Origin of the sequence: Paenibacillus germinis (assembly GCF_013141785.1) — a bacterium.
Taxonomy (GTDB): Bacteria; Bacillota; Bacilli; order Paenibacillales; family NBRC-103111; genus Paenibacillus_E; species Paenibacillus_E phytorum.
This window is the reverse complement of the sequence record NZ_WHOC01000094.1, coordinates 68,128-90,110: the sequence shown is the minus strand read 5'-3', so window position 1 is coordinate 90,110 and position 21,983 is coordinate 68,128. Positions and strand designations below refer to the sequence as shown.

At 38.0% G+C, this 21,983-nt stretch carries 21 protein-coding genes; all 21 read left to right on the top strand.

The window, feature by feature from the left end; all coding sequences use genetic code 11:
* Nucleotides 1-2 precede the first annotated feature (2 nt).
* Nucleotides 3-1,280 (top strand): efflux RND transporter periplasmic adaptor subunit, encoded by a 1,278-nt coding sequence (locus GC102_RS19235; protein ID WP_171690979.1) that lies wholly within the window; start codon nucleotides 3-5, stop codon nucleotides 1,278-1,280.
* A gap of 21 nt (nucleotides 1,281-1,301) precedes the next feature.
* Nucleotides 1,302-3,023, top strand: a complete 1,722-nt coding sequence (locus GC102_RS19230; protein WP_171690978.1) for a hypothetical protein — start codon at nucleotides 1,302-1,304, stop codon at nucleotides 3,021-3,023.
* Between the two features lie 12 nt (nucleotides 3,024-3,035).
* Complete coding sequence (locus tag GC102_RS19225; protein WP_171690977.1) at nucleotides 3,036-3,248, top strand: hypothetical protein; 213 nt, start codon at nucleotides 3,036-3,038, stop codon at nucleotides 3,246-3,248.
* Between the two features lie 72 nt (nucleotides 3,249-3,320).
* The gene (locus tag GC102_RS19220; protein WP_171690976.1) at nucleotides 3,321-4,109 is read left to right on the top strand and encodes a hypothetical protein; all 789 of its coding nucleotides are present in this window, start codon (nucleotides 3,321-3,323) and stop codon (nucleotides 4,107-4,109) included.
* Nucleotides 4,109-4,378, top strand: coding sequence for a PqqD family protein (locus GC102_RS19215; RefSeq protein ID WP_171641716.1), 270 nt, complete (start codon nucleotides 4,109-4,111; stop codon nucleotides 4,376-4,378). The genes GC102_RS19220 and GC102_RS19215 overlap by 1 nt, the downstream gene beginning before the upstream one ends.
* The gene (locus tag GC102_RS40620) at nucleotides 4,365-4,820 is read left to right on the top strand and encodes a signal peptidase I (protein ID WP_376769387.1); all 456 of its coding nucleotides are present in this window, start codon (nucleotides 4,365-4,367) and stop codon (nucleotides 4,818-4,820) included. The genes GC102_RS19215 and GC102_RS40620 overlap by 14 nt, the downstream gene beginning before the upstream one ends.
* 20 nt (nucleotides 4,821-4,840) lie before the next feature.
* Nucleotides 4,841-6,664 carry an ABC transporter ATP-binding protein gene (locus GC102_RS19205; protein WP_171690974.1) on the top strand — a complete coding sequence of 608 codons (1,824 nt, stop codon included), beginning with the start codon at nucleotides 4,841-4,843 and terminating at the stop codon, nucleotides 6,662-6,664.
* Nucleotides 6,633-7,661 (top strand): nucleotidyltransferase domain-containing protein, encoded by a 1,029-nt coding sequence (locus GC102_RS19200; protein WP_171690973.1) that lies wholly within the window; start codon nucleotides 6,633-6,635, stop codon nucleotides 7,659-7,661. The genes GC102_RS19205 and GC102_RS19200 overlap by 32 nt, the downstream gene beginning before the upstream one ends.
* A 196-nt stretch (nucleotides 7,662-7,857) precedes the next feature.
* Entirely contained in the window at nucleotides 7,858-9,798 is a 1,941-nt protein-coding gene (locus GC102_RS19195; protein WP_171690972.1) for an asparagine synthase-related protein, read from the top strand.
* 14 nt (nucleotides 9,799-9,812) lie between these two features.
* A complete protein-coding gene (locus GC102_RS19190) occupies nucleotides 9,813-9,950 on the top strand; it encodes a paeninodin family lasso peptide (protein ID WP_057305005.1) in 138 nt (45 codons plus the stop codon).
* Between the two features lie 100 nt (nucleotides 9,951-10,050).
* Nucleotides 10,051-10,977, top strand: a complete 927-nt coding sequence (locus GC102_RS19185; protein WP_171690971.1) for a phosphoenolpyruvate carboxykinase (ATP) — start codon at nucleotides 10,051-10,053, stop codon at nucleotides 10,975-10,977.
* Nucleotides 10,978-10,982: 5 nt separating this feature from the next.
* Complete coding sequence (locus tag GC102_RS19180; RefSeq protein WP_171691073.1) at nucleotides 10,983-11,267, top strand: lasso peptide biosynthesis PqqD family chaperone; 285 nt, start codon at nucleotides 10,983-10,985, stop codon at nucleotides 11,265-11,267.
* 38 nt (nucleotides 11,268-11,305) lie between these two features.
* The gene (locus GC102_RS19175; RefSeq protein ID WP_171690970.1) at nucleotides 11,306-11,767 is read left to right on the top strand and encodes a lasso peptide biosynthesis B2 protein; all 462 of its coding nucleotides are present in this window, start codon (nucleotides 11,306-11,308) and stop codon (nucleotides 11,765-11,767) included.
* Between the two features lie 12 nt (nucleotides 11,768-11,779).
* Nucleotides 11,780-12,967, top strand: a complete 1,188-nt coding sequence (locus GC102_RS19170; protein WP_171690969.1) for a nucleotidyltransferase domain-containing protein — start codon at nucleotides 11,780-11,782, stop codon at nucleotides 12,965-12,967.
* Between the two features lie 11 nt (nucleotides 12,968-12,978).
* On the top strand, nucleotides 12,979-14,787 hold the full coding sequence (locus GC102_RS19165; protein WP_060645553.1) for an ABC transporter ATP-binding protein: 1,809 nt from the start codon (nucleotides 12,979-12,981) through the stop codon (nucleotides 14,785-14,787).
* 175 nt (nucleotides 14,788-14,962) lie between these two features.
* On the top strand, nucleotides 14,963-15,694 hold the full coding sequence (locus GC102_RS19160; protein ID WP_171690968.1) for a glycosyltransferase family 32 protein: 732 nt from the start codon (nucleotides 14,963-14,965) through the stop codon (nucleotides 15,692-15,694).
* Entirely contained in the window at nucleotides 15,691-16,884 is a 1,194-nt protein-coding gene (locus GC102_RS19155) for a glycosyltransferase (RefSeq protein ID WP_171690967.1), read from the top strand. The genes GC102_RS19160 and GC102_RS19155 overlap by 4 nt, the downstream gene beginning before the upstream one ends.
* Before the next feature lie 35 nt (nucleotides 16,885-16,919).
* On the top strand, nucleotides 16,920-17,960 hold the full coding sequence (locus tag GC102_RS19150; RefSeq protein ID WP_171690966.1) for a glycosyltransferase family 2 protein: 1,041 nt from the start codon (nucleotides 16,920-16,922) through the stop codon (nucleotides 17,958-17,960).
* 56 nt (nucleotides 17,961-18,016) lie between these two features.
* A complete protein-coding gene (locus GC102_RS19145; RefSeq protein WP_171690965.1) occupies nucleotides 18,017-19,114 on the top strand; it encodes a polysaccharide pyruvyl transferase family protein in 1,098 nt (365 codons plus the stop codon).
* Between the two features lie 66 nt (nucleotides 19,115-19,180).
* Nucleotides 19,181-20,722, top strand: coding sequence for a lipopolysaccharide biosynthesis protein (locus GC102_RS19140; protein WP_171690964.1), 1,542 nt, complete (start codon nucleotides 19,181-19,183; stop codon nucleotides 20,720-20,722).
* A 69-nt stretch (nucleotides 20,723-20,791) separates the two neighbouring features.
* A complete protein-coding gene (locus GC102_RS19135) occupies nucleotides 20,792-21,982 on the top strand; it encodes an acyltransferase family protein (protein ID WP_171690963.1) in 1,191 nt (396 codons plus the stop codon).
* Nucleotide 21,983 lies beyond the last annotated feature (1 nt).

The following is a 21,983-nucleotide window of genomic DNA, read 5'->3' as shown; positions in this document are numbered from 1 at the left end:
TAATGAGACAAAAAAGACGAAAGCCGCATCGGCGAGCCGTGAGAACCGCCTGCATCCTGACGCTGAGCTTTGGAATTCTGGCCGGATGCTCTGATACAGCCCCGTTAAATCCGGATGCTAATTCTCAGGTGCAAGCATTAAAAAGTGTTAAAGTATTTAAGGTCATAAATCAAAAAATTGGAGATCCGCTCGAACGTGCAGCCGAAGTTCAATCCTCCGTTCAATTTGACGTAGTAGCCAAGGTTGCTGGTGACATTGACCAAATCCTGAAAAAGCGCGGGGAGATGGTTCAAGAAGGAGACGTCATCGTCAAGTTGAAGTCAAGCGAGGTCTCAGCCCAGCGAGAAGCAGCGGATACAGCTGTCAAAACGGCCCAGGAAGCCATAGAAAAAGCGAAAATTAGAGCAAAAAAAGAAATGGAAAGCCAGAAGCTTGAAATGAGCAACACCATTCAAAAAATGGAGTTAGGCATGACGAGCTTGCTGCGGAATTACAATAAAATGAAGAACGACTATGATATTGGTCTGGTTACGAAAGCCCAGCTGTATCAGATGGAAAACCAAATGATGAATGCCCGCTTGGATCTGGATCAGCTCAAGCATAAGCTAAGCATTTTGGAACCGATTGATGCTACTTCCGAATTGGAAGATCAGCTCAAAAATGCCCGAGTTACCTTGCAGCAGATCGATCAATCCATGAAAAGTCTTGAAGTAAAAGCCCCTGTAAGTGGCCTGTTATCGGAGATGCCGTTAGAGGGCTGGATGTCCTTGCAGCCGGGTGCTCCCATCGGTGTCATTCAGAGGCTGGATCCGATTAAGATTAAAGCTCAGCTGGCGGAAGAAGAAACGAGACACTTAAGTGACAAGACAGAGCTGTCCTACTACATAGCAGGAACAAAGCAGAAGTATAAAGGGAAAATCAGTTATCTTTCCAAAGTGATCGACCCGCAAACGAAAGCTTATGAAATCAACCTAGAAGTGCCTAACAAAGATTTGACTTTGAAGCCTGGCATGAAGCTAAGGATTCAAATGACAGATGAGAAAGAACAAATCGTCCCCACAGTTCCAACGTATAGTATCGTTAAAGAGGGTGATGATGCCTTCGTATTCGTACTTACGGGAGATATGGTTGAGAAGCGCAGCGTGCAGCTTGGTAGATTAAATGAGCCTAATCAAGAAGTGCTTTCCGGTGTCAAAGAAGGGGAATTGGTCGTTAAATCCAATCCTAATCAGTTAAGAGACAAAGAAAAAGTCCAAATGACGGCTATTGAAGAGCAATAATGAAAAATGGAGTGACTTGAATTGAAAATAAATTGGAAACATACGATGGTCATGTTCATCTTATCCGTCTCTCTAGTGATTCCATCTGCGTCCTTTCATGCATTGGCAGATGAGAAATATACGCAGTCATCGAATCTGACTAGCTATCAACTAACCGATGCGATCAAGGTGGAAGTCAAAAGCATATTAAATGAATCAACCTCAGAAGGAACTAGAATTGCCGCCGTTGTACGCATATATAACGATGGAGATCGATTGACTGGGGTCCCGGAATATGAGGTTCGCGTCAAGACACAAGAAGGCTTGGAATATGTCATGCGTCCTAGTCAAACTAATGTCAAAAATGTTCAACCCAAAGAAACTGCCGAGCTTAGTTATATGAATGTAGTCGATCGTTATGACGTTTTCTCATTGACCGAACTTTCATGGTTGGATGTCGATGAATTCGTCTATCCCAAACAAGAAAAGAGAATCATATCTATTCCTGTATCAGCCATAGAATGGAAAGGGGAGAAGGCTGTCCTTTCTGATCCCGCTGTGATGAAGAAATGGGAAGATGCGTTTACGATCCCAGTGTTATCGAGCACGGTAGAATACAAACCGATTAGCCTTAATGAACAGAATACAAAAGAGGGCCCTATGACGATTGTAGGTTTGCTTGCAACGAATAAGGGGGATAAGAAAACAGCGATACCTGATTTTCGAATAAACGGAGTATCCGACAAAAAGGTATACACCGGCAAAAGGCTGGAACAAGATAAGCTGTTACTTGAACCAGGTGAGCAGCATTATATCCACTATGCTATTCCAGTTAGGAATAGGATGGAAATGAAGAGCTTATCTATCCTAACGCCCGAAGACTTTGCAGTTGATGACAAAACGCATAACAATTATTTAATAGGTAGATTGATGATTACACTGCCAGGTGCTGATAACAATCTGCGTTTTTTGAATCAATTAGTACAGTATGAATGGAATAAGCCTATTAAGTTTGATCCGTTATACAAGTTGATAAGACCTGAAGTGGATGTTTCCATGGTGGATTTACAATTGCATGAAAGCGCCGGCGGGGGCTTCAAAGCAGCAGTTGCTAAGTTCAAGCTGCTCAATCATAGCGAAAATCCATTGCAGGTTCCTCAATTCCAGGCGGAGTTGTCGAGCGTTAGCGGCAATAAATACTTAGGTACCAGACAAAATACGCTGGTAGAAACGCTTATTCCGAATATAAGCTACGTCATTTACTATTCTTTTATCATTCCGAGCACGGAAACTGGTGAGCAGTTGGCGATGCAGATTTTGGATACGAAGAGTGTTGAACCCTACAACATTCCGCTTGCTGCATTCAAGACAAAGGTTATGGAAGAGACAAGCGATAAGTCCCTTGCCTTCTACCCTTTTCAAGTTACATTGAATGATTGGTCAACAGGGGCCAACTATAATATGGCATCGGGAAGCTTGCCCTACTCCTATAAGCTGAATTTGGATTTTAATATTAAGCTTCAGGATGAAGTCGTCGTCGATCAAAGCTTCTCCAAGATGAGGCTCGAATTGGTCGATGCCAAGAACAGAATTATGGTATCGAAGGTTCTTTCGTTTACTGGCGAGAACAAGTTGGTTAGCGGAACACAGACCATTAATTTTGACTTGGATCGGTTTGAAACTACGGTATATCTTCGTATATACGAAATTATTGATACACCCTTCGGGGAAGCAAGACGACTTATCCAAACTTTGAGACGATAGGAGAGTGAAACGATGGAAGAAAACGTGAAGAGGGAACAAAAATTGTATGAGCGCCCCATGGTTTTAAGTCAACAACCGGTTCGTTTTGAGACAGCTCAAAGCTGGAATAAAGGCCACGGTAATCTGAATCACCCAGGCACAGGGAATGGCGGCATTAATTATCCGAACCCTCCGTACACCGGACCACATAATGGTAACGGAGGCGGCAACGGTAAGCACAAGTAAGTTTTTATTCAAGGAGGTCAATAGTGATAGGCTATTGACCTCGAATTTCAATTCGACCCCAGGGGATGAAGCATGGAACTCTTTTATACACAAATTGGTGAGCATATCATTCATTTGATTTGTCAATCTGAAGCATTAATGGGCATCATGCATAAGAATTTCCCAGCTGCGGATCCGATCGTAAGTAGTAAACCTGATCTCATTATTTATATCAAAGAGGGATATGGGATTCCCTTTGTTGATTATTACGTCGAAATTACCAAAGAAGTCGATAGCGTCTCCTTCCGCAGGGCTGATTATTTGATTGAAACAGAATTGGATTATCGTTACGCTGTTATTTCCGTAAACAATGAATTGGCTTTAAAGCATGCCTTAATGAATATGTACAGCTCCTATGTGGTTCATCACAAGTGGGGACTGTTAATTCATTCTTCCTGCGTCATGGACAAGGGAAGAGCGTATCTGTTTGCAGGCCATTCAGGTGCTGGTAAATCTACCGCAGCTAAACTGTCAATGCCTCGTAACCTTCTTTCCGATGAAGCAACTGTTGTCAAAATTACGCCAGATAAGGTGACCATCTTTAACTCCCCATTTCGAAGTGAGCTGGACAGAACAACAGGCGCTGAAGAAAATAGTCCGCTAGCCGGGATTTATTTATTGAATCAGGCCGCCGATAATCACATCGTTCCGCTTAGCAAGTCGAGTGGATTCCTTCATCTCATGGATAAAGTGTTTTACTGGTCTCACAGCCCTGAAGAAATCAGGGATATACTTCAATTGTTGCAGCAATTGGTCAACTCGGTCTCGATATGCGAGCTGCATTTTCAAAAAAACGATACATTTTGGGAGTTGATTTCGTAATGACCCAGTACCTTCGGATGAATGATTATGAGTCTATTCAACTGGATATGGAATGGATTATTTTGAACACAGATGAGTATAACTTAACGAAGTTAAACGGAGTGGGCGGATTTTGCTGGTCATTGCTTGGCGCAGCTCAGACGGTAAGTTCCCTTAGCGAAGCAATTCGGAAGGAGTATGAATCTGTCGACGAAACGGTTGAAGAAGATATTGAAGCGTTCTTGAACGATATGATTGGACGCGGCTTGGTTCAATATGCAGTTTCGTAAGGAATTCCTACAGCTTATTACTCATACAATGGAAAAGAGAGGATGGATCGAGCTTCCGGCTCGAGGAACGAGTATGTATCCTTGTATAAAAAAAGGGGATATCTGCCGTTTTGTATCCACGGAGGCTGCAAACATAAAGAAAGGCGATATCATCCTATTTCATACACCTCATGGAAACTTAGTCGCCCATCGTTTTTGCCGATTGGTAACTAGGAATGAGCAGTTGCATTACCTTTGTAAGGGAGATACCAACTTAGCACATGATGAGGCTATTCTACTTGATCAGATGATTGGCAAGATGATCTGGATTAGGCGAAATGAGCGGATCATCCATGTAACGAATCTAGCCGCTTATGTTTGGGGCCAAACCGTCCTCTCATTCCCCATGATATCACTATTGTTAAGAGTATATTTAAATCGAAGAGAAAGCACGCAAGTGTAGACTTTCTGTGGAGTGTCCATATGACAGGAATAATTCGAAGGTACCTACTTGCCGTTAGAGAATACATTACTTTCAAAGACATTAAGAAAACCTACACCTTACTGACTCCATATATGCTGCAGCACTGGAAGGCGTATGCAATTCTCTTTTTCTTGTTATTTGTTGATATCACCCTAACGTTGGCCTATTCGTGGTTCTTTGGAAACCTAACGGACGCTGCTATTCAAAGTAACTTCGTACGTATGAAATGGTTAATTCCCATTGGAGTTAGCTTTGTTATCCTTAGTATTTCTTCGACTTATCTGAATACTGTTTTTGAAACCATTGCAACAAATGCTGTGAAGAGGGATTTTTCCGTACACTTATTTAAACATATATTGCTTTTATCTGGAATGCATGTTTCCAACCACCATTCTGGTGAGCTGATGTCCCATTTTTCTAATGATATTCATAGCATTAATGGTGTTATCGGCAGAAGTCTAATTGATCTTATAAGACTCCCCTTTATCTATCTGGCTGTTTTGATTTATTTGATACAAATTAGTTGGAAATTGGCGCTCATATGCGTACTAGTTGCTCCGATTGCTATGCTATTTAGTGTTATCTTTGGTTTATTACTCCGTAACAATGGCAGATTGATTCATAACCTGATAGGAAATATTAGTACCCTTCTAAATGAAACATTTCATGGTTTGCAAGTCATTCGATCTTTTACCATGGAAAAATCAATATTTGCGAAATATGTTAGTAAAAATCAAGAACTCTATACCCTAGAGTTAAGGAATGCAAAACTGCGTGGATGGTTTTATGTAGGGGGTCACGCTGTTTCTACGATAACTTTTCTTGTAAGCCTCTGCATGGGCTCGTATTACGTCTCATTAGGATTAATATCAGTAGGTTCCTTGCTAATTTTTGTTAACCTGGTTAACCATATGGTTTATCCATTGACAGAGCTCGCAGGACAATGGGCAGGCTTTCAAAGATCATCTTCAGCTATGGAAAGAATATTCAAGATCTTGGAGCAGCCAACCGAATCAACAGATTTACCGTTAGCCGTCCAATCTAAGCCATTAATGAAGTCTATTCAGTTTCAGGACATCACATTTAGCTATGATGGACATAACGACATTTTCAATCATTTAAATTTGCAGATTCCGGCCGGAAAGGTCGTTGCCATAGTCGGTTTGAGCGGGGCAGGGAAAACGACATTATTTAATCTGCTCTTAGCATTTTACAAACCGCAATTAGGTAAGATTTTCATTGATGATCGTTCTAGTGAAGAGTTCGCGCCTTCCGAATTAAGGAGTTTATTTGCCCATGTTTCTCAAGAAACCTTTCTATTTGGCGGTACGATAAGGGAAAACCTCCTATTAGCTCGAGAGGGCATTACGGATGCGGAGATGATGCAGGCTGCCACGATTTCCAACATCCATCCTTACATCATATCTCTTCCTCGTGGCTATGACACTGAAATTGGGGAAAGAGGGATAAGGCTGTCCGGTGGACAAAAACAACGTATGGCTATTGCCCGCGCGGTGTTAAAAAATGCCCCGATCCTCCTGCTGGATGAGGCTACCTCCGCCTTGGACAATGAGACTGAGCATCAAGTAAAAGAAGCTCTATACAGATTAATGGCTGGCCGCACAACTCTTGTCATTGCACATCGATTATCGACTGTTCAAAATGCGGATGTAATCATTGTCATGGACAAAGGGGAAATTGTCCAAACAGGACATCATAGAGATTTACTGCTGGAGAATGGGCTGTATCGCAGTTTAAATCAGAAGGGATTTCAGAAAAGGGGAGAGCTCGTTGATCATCACTTTGATACAAGCGTTATATGATCCAAGAGTCCCCATGCCCCAGGAAATAGAGTTTTTTGAAAAGGCACTCGAGGATATTGAGTTTTTTGATATATCACCGCAGATTTATTGGTTATTAAAGCAGCGGGGGCAATTGGTGCAAATGCCGTCGTTTTTTCAGGAAAGGTTACAACAAAAATATAATGGTGCCTTATATCAAAATGTTTTTATCCGAAGTCAAACGAAAATAGCTTTAGAAAAACTTGAAGAAGCGGGAATTCAAACAATCCCCCTTAAAGGCACTTTCTTTGCTGAAAAGTATTTTGGACACTTAGGAGCTAGATGTACGTCCGATATTGATCTTTTAGTGCATCCTTTTGATCTAGAAAGAGCTATTCATTGTGTGAAATCACTGGGGTATACATTAGAGCAGGAGCGGATCCCATCCCATTTCCATTGGAGCTTCAGTAAAGAAATACCTGATTCACCAATTCCTCTGACAATTGAGTTACATTGGGATTTGATGAAAGAAAAAACATCTGAGTTAAATATGGATGAATTCTGGGAGCAGGCTACAACCATAGGATCATACCGGTATATCAAGGAATTATCGGATTATCACACGTTTTATATGATTTGTTTGCATGGTTGGAGGCATAATTTGTGTTCTATTAAATATTTTTTGGACATCATCCAAATGATACATACCCTGCAGGACAATATTGACTACACCCGTTTACAGAAGGACGCCGCTGCCCACAAAACCCTGAGAAGGATCGTTAGAACACTAGCTATTGTCTACCACCACTTTCCGCATCTAGCAAGCATCAAAGAGCTGCCCATTAAAAAAGGGATCAACCTATGGTGGCAATACAACGCAATAAGAGATCGAAATCATAAGACATATATGCAATATGTAAATTGGGTCTATTATGAATTTTTCGATTTTGATTCGATGAAACATACTTGGGCAGCACTCGTTAATTTCATGTATAGCGTAGGAAATATGAAGTTCACGCATAAGATCAAAAAGATGTAGGAAGTTGTTGACAGCAAAGATAGAAGATGATATTCTGAGGTTGTTCTCGATAAAGAACGACGTGAGAGAATGAAAAAGAATTTCTCACAAGTTCATGCAAGTAAATAGAAGTAAATTAATTGAATAGCAACGTTCTTTAATGAGAACGATGAAGGGCGAGATTCCCTTTTATCATATAGAAATATGGAGGAAACGTATGAGTGCAATAGCCGGAATCTTTCACCTGGACCAAGAGCCTGTGAATGCTGAACATAGCCATAAATTGATGCAAGGATTTGCTAAGTATCCTTCAGACGATGTTCAGACATGGCAGCAGGGGAAAGTTTTCCTAGGTTGTCATGCACAGTGGATTACACCCGAATCGGTCGGTGAACGAAATCCTTATTATGATTCCGAAAGACGGCTGGCCATTACAGCGGACGCGATCATTGATAATCGTGATGAATTGTTTCATCTACTTCAAATAGATCGAGACCAGAAAGTAACAATCAAGGATAGTGAGTTGATTTTACTTGCTTACGTGAAATGGGGATTGGATGCCCCGAAGTATCTAATAGGTGACTTTGCCTTTATGATTTGGGATGAACGTAAGCAATCACTTTTTGGAGCTAGGGACTTTTCGGGAACAAGAACGTTATATTTCCATAAATCTACAGATCGATTTGCCTTTAGCACGATCATTGAACCATTACTTACTTTGCCAGAAATCGCAAAAAAACTTAATGAAAATTGGGTTGCACAATTTCTAGCCATTCCTTTGACAGTTGATGCAATAGATTGCTCAGCTACTGTATATGAGGATATAGAGCAAGTACCGCCATCTCATAGTATATCAGTGATAGATGGAAGGGTAACGTTCTCCAAATACTGCACTTTAGCTGCAGGGGAAACTTTAAAGCTTAAATCAAATGAAGAGTATGAAGAAGCATTTCGTGATGTTTTTCAAAAAGCAGTAACGTCAAGATTACGTACTCATCGGCAGGTAGGTGCACATCTTAGTGGGGGACTTGATTCTGGTTCTGTTGCAAGCTTTGCCGCTAAAGCCCTGCGGAATGAGAATAAATTATTACATACCTACAGTTATATACCTGTTGACGATTTTAAGGATGATTGGACACCCAGGAGTAGATTTGCTGATGAAAGACCTTATATTCGCTCCACGGTTGAACATGTAGGCAATATAAAGGATAACTATTTGGACTTCAAAGGACTTAGCCCACTATCGGAAATTGATAACTGGCTTGAAACGATGGAGATGCCCTATAAATTTTTTGAGAATTCCTTTTGGCTAAAGGGGATCTATGAGAAAGCCCAAGAACAGGGGATCGGTGTCCTTCTAAATGGTCAGAGAGGGAATTGGACCATATCTTGGGGGCCAGCCATAGACTATCAAGCTATTCTAATGAAAAAATTAAAATGGATTCAGCTGTATAAAGAAGTAAAGCATTTTAGTGCGAATATGGGTGTAGGAAGAAAAAGGATTTTATCCTTGGTTGGAAAGAAAGCATTCCCACATTTCATGCGAAATGCTCCCTCCAAGGACAATGAAGTATTTCCAAAGTTAATTAACCCCCAATTTGCCAAAAAGACAAATATTGATGAATTGATAGAGAAGCATGGGTTTAATCGAACAGATTACTCAAGCCAAAGTGCCTATGATATAAGAAAGAATCAGTTCGAACAGCTTTACTATTGGGGTTTAAACGGTACCATAGGAACCAAATTATCATTACGTTATTCCTTATGGGAACGTGACCCAACGAATGATCTAAGAGTTGCTCGCTTCTGCTTGTCTGTGCCAGACGAACAATTTGTTCAAAACGGTGTAGACAGATCTTTAATAAGAAGGGCAACGGTTAACCATTTACCCGATAAGGTTAGATTAAATCAACAATCCAGAGGCGTTCAAGGCGCTGATGGTGTTCACCGGATGGCTCCTTCATGGCCTGCTTTCATTCATGAAATCGAGCAGAATATCAAGGATCCAAGGATGTCAGAATACATGAATATGGAAGAAATTAAGTCGGCGCTTTCCAAAATTAAGGATGCAGCTAAACCTGAGTATGTTTACGAATTTGGGTTTAGAATATTAATGCGCAGCATTATTTTTTCTCGCTTTATAAAAAACTTTAATTGAGAGGGGGTGAGAAAATGCAAAATCAAGCTAAAAAAGAATGGAATATCCCGACTTTAGAAGTACTTGATGTGAAAATGACAATGGCTGGACCAGGAATTGCACATCCGGATGGCGTTCAACCGGACCCGACTGAGGTCGTTCACTACAGCTAATTTAGATTACATAATTCGGTAAGTACCTATTGCCCTTATACTTTTACAGGTATAAGGGCTTTCATTAAATTTATTCATGTCAACATATGGAGTGAAAATAATGATTCAAACAATAAATAAGGTTATATATCGAGCTTTCGGTTTAAATATTAATAGTGAGTTTGAGCTGTCGGAATTAATGATAAGTAACAATGAGAATGAGAGTATAGATGTTGTAATAAACAAAGCAGACTTATCAGAACGATGGAGCCAATTGGCAAAAGCCGACGATATGTATGTGATTAGTAAGAACTTATTTATGTTCCATATCAAAGATACCGCCATTTTTTGCGTGCAAGACGGGGGAATCATAACCGTTTCACCTGTGATTGGTGCAGATGAGGCAAAGATTCGACTATATGTACTTGGTACTTGTATGGGTACGCTATTAATGCAGCGCAGAGTACTTCCTCTGCATGGCAGCGCTATAGCTATTGATGGGAAAGCCTATGCTTTCGTAGGTCATTCCGGAGCAGGGAAATCGACTCTTGCTTCAGCCTTTATTGGCAGAGACTTTCAACTGCTAAGTGATGACGTCATTGCGGTAACGTTCTCTCCAGATCACATGCCGATGGTGATGCCTGCCTATCCACAACAAAAGTTGTGGGAGGAAAGCTTAACGGAATTTGGAATGGAGACAAGCCGCTACCAATCCATATTTGACAGAGAAACAAAGTACCTAGTTCCAGTTTCTGATCATTTCGTAACGAAACCGTTACCTCTAGCAGGAGTATTCGAACTTACTAAAACAGATGGAGATGAAACTGAGATTGTTCCTATGAAAGGCCTGGCGCGGCTGCATGCCCTATATTGCCATACATTCCGGAGTTCTCTGTTAGAAAGATTTGAATTAATGGATTGGCACTTTAAAACATCGATAAGCATCTCGGACCGGATTCGAATGTATCAATTACGCCGGCCGAGCTCTGGGTTTACGGCTCCCCAGCTCATGTCACTGATTCTGAATACTATAAAAATGGAGGAATAAGCATGATGAACTACACCATTCCGTTAAATGTACAAATTGTTCAAGGTGAAGGGAATATTGTTAGTGATATGGACGGAGAAAAAGTAATGCTGAACATTGCCAATGGGAAGTATTACAATCTCGGTCAGATCGGTGGTCATATATGGGAGTTAATAAGTGCTCCTATCTCTGTAGAGGAGTTGGTGACAGCTTTAATGAAAGAATTTGATGTCGAACAAGAAGTGTGTGAAGAACAGACCAAGGTATTCTTAAATCATTTATTAGAAGAAAAGATTATTCATGTCTGTTAAGTTCTCTAGGGGTTCGAGCTAAGAGTCGTAGGAGGATAGTGAAGGCCATGAATAAGTTAAAAGCTTTTTTCACATTAGATATAAAAACTATGTTGTTACTAGTTGAGGCATTGTTCTTCTTAGGATGGGCACGTATTCTTGTCTCTCTGCCATTCTCTAAGGTGGCTCCTACATTAGGAGTTCCCATGCAAGAAACTTCAATTATGGAGTTAGAGAGGAATCGGATTGTACTAAAGCATATCGCAAGTGCTATTGACATTATGAGTAAATATACGTTGTGGGAAAGCAAATGCCTAGTTAAGGCTATAGCCGGCATGAAGATGCTCAAACGACGCAATATCGAGAGTACGTTGTATCTGGGAACCACTAAAGATGAGTTGGCCAAAATGATTGCACACGCATGGCTACGTAGTGGCCATTTTTATGTTACAGGGAAGGAAGGGATGGATCGATTTACGGTTGTTGCAAAGTTCGCCAAACAAATAAATGCCAATAGATAAGGGAGTTAAGCAATGAATAAAGAACTAAGCTTAGATGCAACCGTCTTGCCCAAAGAATTGAATTTAATACTATCGTTCATCAAAAGCGAGAGTGAAGGCAGCTTAAGTTCTTTTGATGCTGACGCTTTTACCGGAATAAATTGGAATTTATTTCTGGAATTGGTTCGACACCATCGGGTAAATCCATACATCTATAAACAAATAAAAAAAATAGAGAAAACCTATATTCCTGACTATGTTTGTGAAGAATTGCGACGCGAGTACCAACAAAATACGTTTCAAATGCTACGATTAAGCGCAGAGATGGAGCAGCTTTGCAGGTTATTTGCAGATCATAAGATCGAAATGCTGAGCTTAAAAGGACCTGCTCTTGCAGTAGACCTTTATGGTGAAATATCCAAGCGAACCTGCAGTGACTTAGATCTACTGATATCTATTGATAACTTAGATAGAGCCCATGATCTCTTAGCAGCACTTGGTTATGTCAAAGATGATTATTTCTCAACCGTAATGAACGACTGGAAATGGAGACATCACCATGTCACCTACACGCATTCTCAGAAAAAAACGAAAATCGAAATACATTGGAAACTAAACCCAGGCCCCTCTTATGAGCCAACTTTTACAGAATTGTGGGAGAGAAGAAAGAAGAGCTCAATAGCCAGCTTTCCCGTGTACATGTTAGGAAATGAGGATTTGTTTATGTTTCTAGCTTCCCACGGTGCGCGCCACGGCTGGTCCAGGCTTCGCTGGCTAATAGATATCGACCGTATCACAAGGCATCAAATAAACTGGGAGAAGCAAATCGCTTGCTTAAAAAAATTTCAAATGGCCCACGTTGGAGGGCAATCTCTAGTCTTAGCCTCTAATTTATTAGCTACTCCATTGACCAAAGAAATGAATACGCTGATCGAGGGGAAACGCCCCGTTCATTTAGCACATGCAGCGTTATTTTATATGAAACAAATGATTCACTTGCACAGAGAGCCTCTACCTGAGGATGTAGCAAGGTATCATAAACGTCACTTATTTTCCTTAATGTCTAATCAGTTAAAAGTGTTACATATATTAAGCTTCCTGCATCCTTACCCCATGGATGTAGAGTTACTACCCTTACCAAAGAACCTCCATTTCTTATATTTTCCGTTAAGGCCTTTCATGTGGCTTTGGCGGAAAACTAGGAGGCACTCATGGTCATAGGAGGAATTTAAATGGAGCAAGTTCTGCACTTTACTAAAAAGCTATATGCTTTCTCTGGAAAAATATTGATTATTAACACTCTTGGCATGGTATTTATTAGTTTAATTGAAGGTGTAGGCGTTCTTTTATTACTTCCAATCCTTAATGTGAGCGGCATTGCTAATGTTGAGACAGGAATTCCACTTGTTTCGATGATGATTAAGTATCTTCAAGACTTACCAAAGGCTCTAAGCTTACCGTTAGTTCTATGTTTATTCGTTTTTTTAGTAATAGGTCAAAACTGGTTGCTGCGAACTTTAACGATTCGAGATACCATTATTCAACAGAAATTCGTTCGACACTTACGACTGGAAACCTATACGAATTTGCTGCAGTCAAATTGGAGTTTTTTCGTAAACCATAGAAAATCAGATCTCATTAATTTATTAACTTCCGAACTAACAAGAGTGGGGTTTGGAACAACCTTAGTGCTGCAATTAGTAGCCTCTCTGATTTTCACTTTAATCCAGATAGGTATAGCATTCTGGCTATCCCCAGTCATGACAATCTTTGTGTTAACGTTTGGAGTCATTCTAACCTTATTTTCTCGTAAATTTATTAAAAGAGCGAAATCACTTGGCGGCCAAACTTCACAGTTATCCCAAAACTTTCTTGCAGGTATATCCGATCAAATGGCCGGCATGAAAGATATTAAAAGTAATTCATTGGAAGAATCTTGGCTGCGTTGGTATCGATCGTTAACACAAAATTTAGTGAACGAACAAGTCGAATACATCAAGCTAAGGTCATCTTCCCAACTTTTTTATAAAGTTGCTTCTTCGGTATTAATTGCTGTTTTTGTTTATCTTTCCGTCACCATCTTTCAGACCAAAGTGGAGCAACTGTTACTAATCTTCGTTATATTTTCCCGATTGTGGCCTCGCTTTACAGGCATACAGTCGAACATGGAGCAAATCGCTTCAACCATTCCTGCCTTTAAGGCAATCATCAAATTGCAGCAAGAATGTGTGCGTCTGAAGGAATTTTATATGGAGAACAAACCAGAGAACAAGACCTTTCAACCGATTGAAATTAAAACGCACATTGAGTGTAGGAACGTATCCTTTCGTTACAATCAAAATGAACAGACCTATGCGCTTAAAGACATTAATATCTATATACCGTCTAGGAAGATGACAGCTATAGTGGGTCGTTCTGGAGCAGGGAAAAGTACATTAATTGATGTTATTATGGGTCTTATTGAACCCCAAACAGGTCAGATTTGCATTGATGGGCAGCCAATTTCAAACGAAAAGGTATATGCACTAAGGCAATCCATTAGCTATGTCCCTCAAGATCCATTTCTTTTCAATGGAAGTATAAAAGATAATCTTCTGATGATTGATCCTAACGCAACCGAGGAACAAATCTGGGAAGCCCTAGAGTTTGCCGCATCCGCGGAATTCGTTAGCAAGCTGCCTGAGGGTCTCGACACATTGATTGGTGATAGAGGAATCCGGTTATCTGGTGGAGAACGGCAGCGTCTAGTGTTGGCCCGAGCCATATTGCGTAAACCATCTATCCTTATATTGGATGAGGCGACGAGCGCATTAGATAGGGAGAATGAAGCGAAAATTCAAGAAGCGTTGGAGCGATTGCAGGGTAGGTTGACCATGATCGTCATTGCCCATCGCATGTCGACCATTCGCAAGGCTGATCAAGTCATTGTCATCGATCAAGGGCAGATTATTCAAAAGGGAGAATATGACCAGCTAGCTGAAGAGCGCGAGGGACTATTTTCAAACTTATTAGGTAATCAAATAGGTGCTGTAAATTCATAGTTTCTGAAGCTGGCGTGGTGTAAAAGGATATTGATTGTGTAAATGTTCTCTATCGAAGCACATTCACATTGACATGTTCTTTATAAAGAACTATTATTAAGGATAGATAGATGTTCTTAATAAAGAATTTTGAATTTATTTGAGATGTGCGTCATCGGGCGAGGGAGATCATGAAATGAAAATTCCTAAGATCATTCACTATTGCTGGTTTGGCGGGAAAGAAAAGCCCGACATCGTGAAGCGATGTATAGCAAGCTGGCATAACCATCTAACTGGCTATCAATTCATAGAGTGGAATGAAAACAACTTTGATACCAGTAGTAATTCATATGTAAAAGAGGCCTACGAAGCAGGCAAATTTGCGTTCGTTAGCGATTATGCGAGAGTGTACGCTCTATACCACTATGGTGGTATTTATTTAGACACCGATGTGGAAGTGTTCAAATCCTTTGACGACCTGTTGCATCACGAGTCATTCTGGGGATTTGAACAAGAGAACTATATCGCGACAAGTACAATCGGAGCCGCGAAAGAAAATAAGCTGATTCAAGTATTTATGGATTCTTATCACAGTAAAAATTTCAACCGTCCTGACGGCAGCTTCGACACGTTAACCAATGTAGCGATCATAACGAAGATACTAGGAGACTGGGGGGTTACTCCCAATGGCAGCTATCAAGACATAAAAGGTGTTGGAACATTTTATCCGCAAACATACTTCTCCCCTTATGACTACATTAACTGTAGGACATTTATTTCGGAAAACACGTACGCCATGCATCACTTCTATAAGAGCTGGTTGTCACCCAGGGCGAGATTGAAGAGTCGAATGAAGGTGCTTGCGTCTAAAGTGATTGGCGGAAACAATATCGCAAGGATAAGGGAAGTTCTTAGGAGGATACAATGAAGAACATATTGATTGCCTCCTATGATATGGAAGTGGGGGGAGTAGAGAGAAGTCTGGTTAGCATGCTTGATCACTTCGATTATAAAGAACACGCGATTGATCTAATGCTATATAAACATCAAGGTGAATTTATGAATTTAATTAACCATAAAACCAATTTATTAGGCGAAATTCCCCAGTACACCACATTTAGAAAATCAATTGCAAAGACCTTCCAAGATAGACAATATACAATCGGTTTATCGAGAATCTTATCCAAGATACACGCGGAAATGTTTGGTCGAATAAGAAGAGTAGCCGAGCCGGGATACTACCAAATGCAATTGATGTGGAAATATGCGTTACCTTATTTGCCTCAGATTGAGAAAGAGTATGACGCGGCAATTAGTTATTTATGGCCTCATTATTTTATAGCCCATAAGATTAAGGCGAAGAAGAAAATAGCCTGGATTCATACTGATTACTCTAATGTGGAAACCAACGTGAAGATGGACCTGGAAATGTGGAGAAAGTTTGATCATATCGTAGCTGTCTCGGACGCATGTAAGGATTCCTTTTTATCCAAGTATGGGGAATTGGAAAGCAAGGTTGTCGTTATTGAGAACATTACCTCCCCGGATTTTATTAGAAACATGGCTAATAAAGAAGCAGCTGCTCCCATGGTGAATGATGACAGATTCAAATTGGTGACAGTTGCGAGATTATCTCATGCTAAAGGGATCGACAATGCAGTTAAGGCTTTACGGGTTTTAAATGATAAAGGCTATAGGGATATCGTATGGTACATAGTTGGATACGGTGGGGATGAGGCTGCTATCAAGGAGCTAATTGCAAGTAATGACTTAAACGATCAATTCATCTTATTAGGTAAGAAAATAAATCCATATCCTTACATCAAAGCGTGTGACCTGTATGTACAACCGTCAAGGTACGAAGGCAAGGCTGTTACTGTAACCGAAGCGAAAATTTTAGGTAAGCCTATATTAATCACGAACTATGCTACCGCAAAGAGTCAAGTGGAAGATGGATATGATGGGGTCATCTCGGAGCTGTCGATCGAAGGGATTGTTGACGGTATAGAAAAATTATACAAGGATGTTGAACTAAGAAAAGAGCTCTCTACGAATTGCGAGAGTACTGACTATAGTAATAGCTATGAATTAGAGAAGTTATATAGGTTGAATGGATGAGAGATTGAAGTATTAACCGGATCACGGAGGTAGGAATGTTTCCGAAAGTAAGTGTTATTGTACCGGTATACAACTGTGAAAAATTCATTTCCAAATGTTTAGATAGCATCATACATCAAACTTATTCGAACTTAGAAATTGTTATTGTAAATGACGGATCTACTGATCGAAGTGAAGAGATAGTAAATGAATTTATGGAAAAAGATGCCCGGATCGTCTACTATTACCAGGATAATAGCGGACCATCTGATGCAAGAAATCATGGAATCAACAAATCAACTGGTGAGTATTTAGCATTTATCGACTCTGATGATACGGTTGATAGGTATTACATCGAGTATCTGATTAGTAGAATGCTTACTACTGGAGTGGATTTAGTGTGTTGTGGATATAAGGATATCTCGGTATATGGAATACTAAATTGTACGGATTTTAATTTTGAAATAAGCAATTCGCAGCACGATTTTATTGATTTAGTTTGTAAAGGTACGGGCGGAGTTTTATGGAGTAAATTATTCAAAAAAGAAATAATCATAAAACATAATATGAAGATGGATAAAGATATTTTTATGTCTGAGGATTTAATATTTGTTCTACAATATGCACTTCATTGCAAGTCTTTTGCTGCTATAGAAGGGCATTTGTATTATTATAATAGACTTAATCAAAATAGTATAAGCTCAAATATTTCAATTGACTATATACAAAACTATATTGCTGTTTGTAAGCATCTGGAAAATATATTTTACTTAGCTAATCTGAATGAAAATAAAACAAACGAAGTAATTACAAAGAGAATTCAGGATATGGTTATTAACTTAGTGCAGCAGCAGAGTATAAATATAAAAGTTATAGGAATGAAACATGCAATCTGCAATGTGGAAAAAATTATATCCATACAGTATGTTGAGCGATATTTGGATAATTTTTCATCAAATAGAATTTTATATAAGCCTTACGTATTTCTTGTGAAGAATAAATTTGTAAAGCCAGGTATTGTTTATGGAGTTTGTCTAAATACATTAAGGGGATTAACAATGAAATTTTCAAAGAGAAAGATTAATAATAAAACATGATACAAAAATATATGTCCATATAAAAAACATTTTAAAAAAAGAGTGGTGATATTGAAATGAAAAAAGTATTTGTAGATGTTTACATGGCATTTAATTTAGGGGATGACTTGTTTTTAGATATTCTTGCAAGAAAATATCCAAACTGTGAATTTACACTTAATTATCTAGGTAATAATTATGACGAATTCATCTCTCAATATCAAAATATGAAGAGAAGAAAATACACAATTTTTAATAAAATTGAGCAGCGGCTAAAAATTTTCGATCATATAAATAATTTCGAAAAAATAGCGGAAGATCATGATGCATTAGTATTTATTGGCGGTTCCATTTTTAGAGAAGAGGATTATCATCACTCTTTATATCAAGAAAGAATGAAACTTGTTATGGAATTTAAAAGGAGAGATAAATCAGTTATTATAATAGGTGCCAATTTTGGACCTTTTAAGACAGAAAAATTTCATAATGATTATAAAGAACTATTTAAACAATGTGATGATGTTTGTTTTAGAGATTTATATTCATACGAATTATTTAAGAATCTGTCACAAGTCAGATATGCACCGGATATCGTTTTTCAAATGAATGTAGATGAATATAAAGCAGTATCTTCTAAAAAAAGAGTTGGATTTTCAATAATAGACGTTAGACATAAAAATGGGTTATCAAATTATTATGACGCATATATAACTAACACAATTAAATCAATCGAATTATTTGCAAAAAGAGGGTATGAGTGTTACCTAATGTCCTTTTGTGAACGGGAGGGTGACTTACAAGTAATAAAATCTATTGAATCATATCTTTCTCCAGATACATTAAAAAATGTATTTATATACAACTATAATGGTGATTTAAAAGAGGCAATAAATCTAATTGCGACATATGAGTTGCTTGTTGCTGCAAGATTCCATGCTAACATAATTGCTCTACTGCTGGGTATCGGTGTTATGCCAATAATATATAGTAAGAAAACTACTGATATGCTTACTGATATAAATCTTAATAATATTCTAATAAAAATGGAAGAGCTTCACTTGCAATGCGATGAAAATACCATTAATAAATCTTTTGATAACAAAGCAAATCTAACCTCAATCTCACATGACTCTAAAGATCACTTTGAAAAAATAAGCAAGCTTTTAAAAGTGTAAAATCGATACTGCTGTATCTTCTCAGGACATATGGATGGATGTTAAATATGAAAGGTAGCTGCAAGTATGAAAAGTCAACTTAAAGCTGGTGCAGTTTTATCGTATATAGCGCTATTTATTAGTAGTGCTATATCATTATTATATACTCCAATAATGTTGAATCTTCTTGGTCAATCAGAGTATGGGTTATATAGTTTAGCTACCACAGCTGCAGGATTTGTTGGGGTGTTAAATTTTGGATTAGGTAATGCCGTTATTAGGTACACAGCAAAATATAAGACTCTTAAAGACGAAGAAGGTTGCTCTCGTTTATATGGGATGTTTAGTATAATGTACGGTATATTAGGAATCATAGCATTAGCATCAGGTATAATATTAACACTAAATTCGCAACAAATATTCTCTAACTCATTAAGTATTGATGAGGTTGATAAACTAATTGTCTTAATGTGGATAATGGTAATAAACATATCTATAGGGATAGGGTTAGGTTTATTCAGTGTTATCATATTAGCGCATGAAAAATTTATATTTCAAAAAGTGATAACTATAGCGAGTCTAATTGTAAACCCTCTCATTATGTTGCCTCTTCTAATTATGGGATATGGGTCTATTTCTGTGGCAATTGTAACTACTACAATTAATTTTATAACAATTTTAATCAATATATATTATTGTTTTAGAGTGCTCCGAATAAAAATTTTATTTAAGAAATTAAAACCAGATATATTAAAAGAAATCATCGTATTCTCATCCTATATATTTTTAAATTTAATTATAGATAAAATATATTGGTCAAAAGATCCATTTATACTAGGTATATATAGCGGTACAGCAGCAATTTCAATATATACAATTGGAGTATCTTTTACTGGATATTTTTCAGGTTTCTCTGCAGCTATCTCCAATGTTTTTTTAAGTAAAGTTACAGGGCTGGTTACCAATGAGGTCTCAGATAAAGAATTATCAGATTTATTTATTAGGATAGGGAGAGTTCAATATATTATTTTATCATTTGCTCTAAGTGGATTCGTTGTATTTGGACAAGAATTTATTATTTTATGGGTAGGTAAGGCATATAGAACTTCATTTATAATAGCCATTATAATTCTTGTTCCTATGATAATATCCTTAACACAGAGCATGGGAATAATCATTCTTCAAGCGAAAAATATGCATAAATTTAGATCAATAGTTTATTTAGCTATAGCTATAGCTAATGTACTTCTAAGCGTTATATTAGTTCAAAAGTGGGGGGCAATAGGATGTGCTATTGCAACTGCTGCAGCATTCACTACAGGTAATATAATAATTATGAACATTTATTATTGGAAGAAGTTGAAAATATCCATTCCTACATTCTGGAAAAATATCTTATATATGAGTTCACCGCTTCTTGTAAGCTTATTGTTTGGAATAACATTAAATAAATTAGTACTTACAGAAAGCTGGGCTTTTTTTACTATTAAGATTATTGTATTTTCCGTCGTATATTCTATATTGATATGGTTTGCTGGAATGAACAGTTATGAAAAAGATCTGTTTCTGGTGCCACTTAAAAATATAATACATAGATTTTCAAAAGGGAAATTATACAAAGTAAGTTAATCTTCACTAATTTTACATTCGAAATTATTCTTAATAAAAAACATATCGGCGAAGAAAAGGAGGGCGCTTATGTGGACTAATTTCCGGAAAATTGATTCTTTACTCGGAGGTAAGGTATCTATATATTTAGATTTTATACGCGGAATAGCTGCTATTTTAGTATTGATGGAACATTTAAGTCCTATGATATTTGCCTTTGCTAATGAGGGACCAATTATTAAAATGTTGTATATTTTTAATTTATTAGGTGGTGTTTCCGTAAGAATATTCTTTATTTTAAGCGGTCTTTTTATCTCAAGAAGTATATTGAAGGCAATAGATACAAGAAGTTGGTCTTGGGGCTCATACTTAATAAATCGTTTTTGTAGATTGTATGTTGTGCTGGTCCCTGCCTTAATACTTACATTTATCTTAGATTGGTTAGGGTCAATATTATGGGGAACACCATATGGAAATACAAAGGACGGACTACTAACTTTTGTTGGAAATCTATTTTTCTTACAGGAGATATTTGTTGAACCTTTTGGGACGAATCATCCACTATGGAGTCTAAGTTGTGAGTTTTGGTACTACATTCTTTTTCCATTGTTATTATTAATGGTAAAAAGAGGGGCAAAAAAATCAACCAGAATCATTTTACTGGGTTTATCATCCTTAATATTCATAATGATAGGTATAAGAATAGGTTTTTACTTTTTTATTTGGTTAATGGGTACGCTTATTCTCTTTCTGCCAATTATTACACCTTTAAAAAATAGATTGGTACTAGTCACATCATTCTTGATTTTCTGCTTAGCCTCGTTAATAAGACCTTTGGTGTTAACCGGTAAGATTTTAGAAGACAAAGGTAATATAATGCCCTATGTAGATATTTTTATCGGGTTGGCATTTGTTTTGTTTACTTATGTCTTACTAAATTTTCATTCTAGTGATAGAAACACCAGCTTTGAACAGAGTAAAACGCTATTTGCAAGAATATCCAGATTGTTAGCTAACTTTGCTTTTAGTCTTTATCTTATTCATCAACCAATTTTAAATTTTGTACAAGGATGGGCCAAAACAAAGGGTTTTTCTGGTTTAAAACCAAGTATTCTATCATTTACAATAGAAGGAATATTGGTGTTAACAATGCTTGGAATTGCATGGTTATTCTCAATGGTTACTGAGGCCAGGACCCAAAAATTACGAGGGTATATCATTAAAAATATAAAACGAAAATCAGCTACAAGTTTGCAAAAAGGGGGGGTCCGTATTGGTTAAC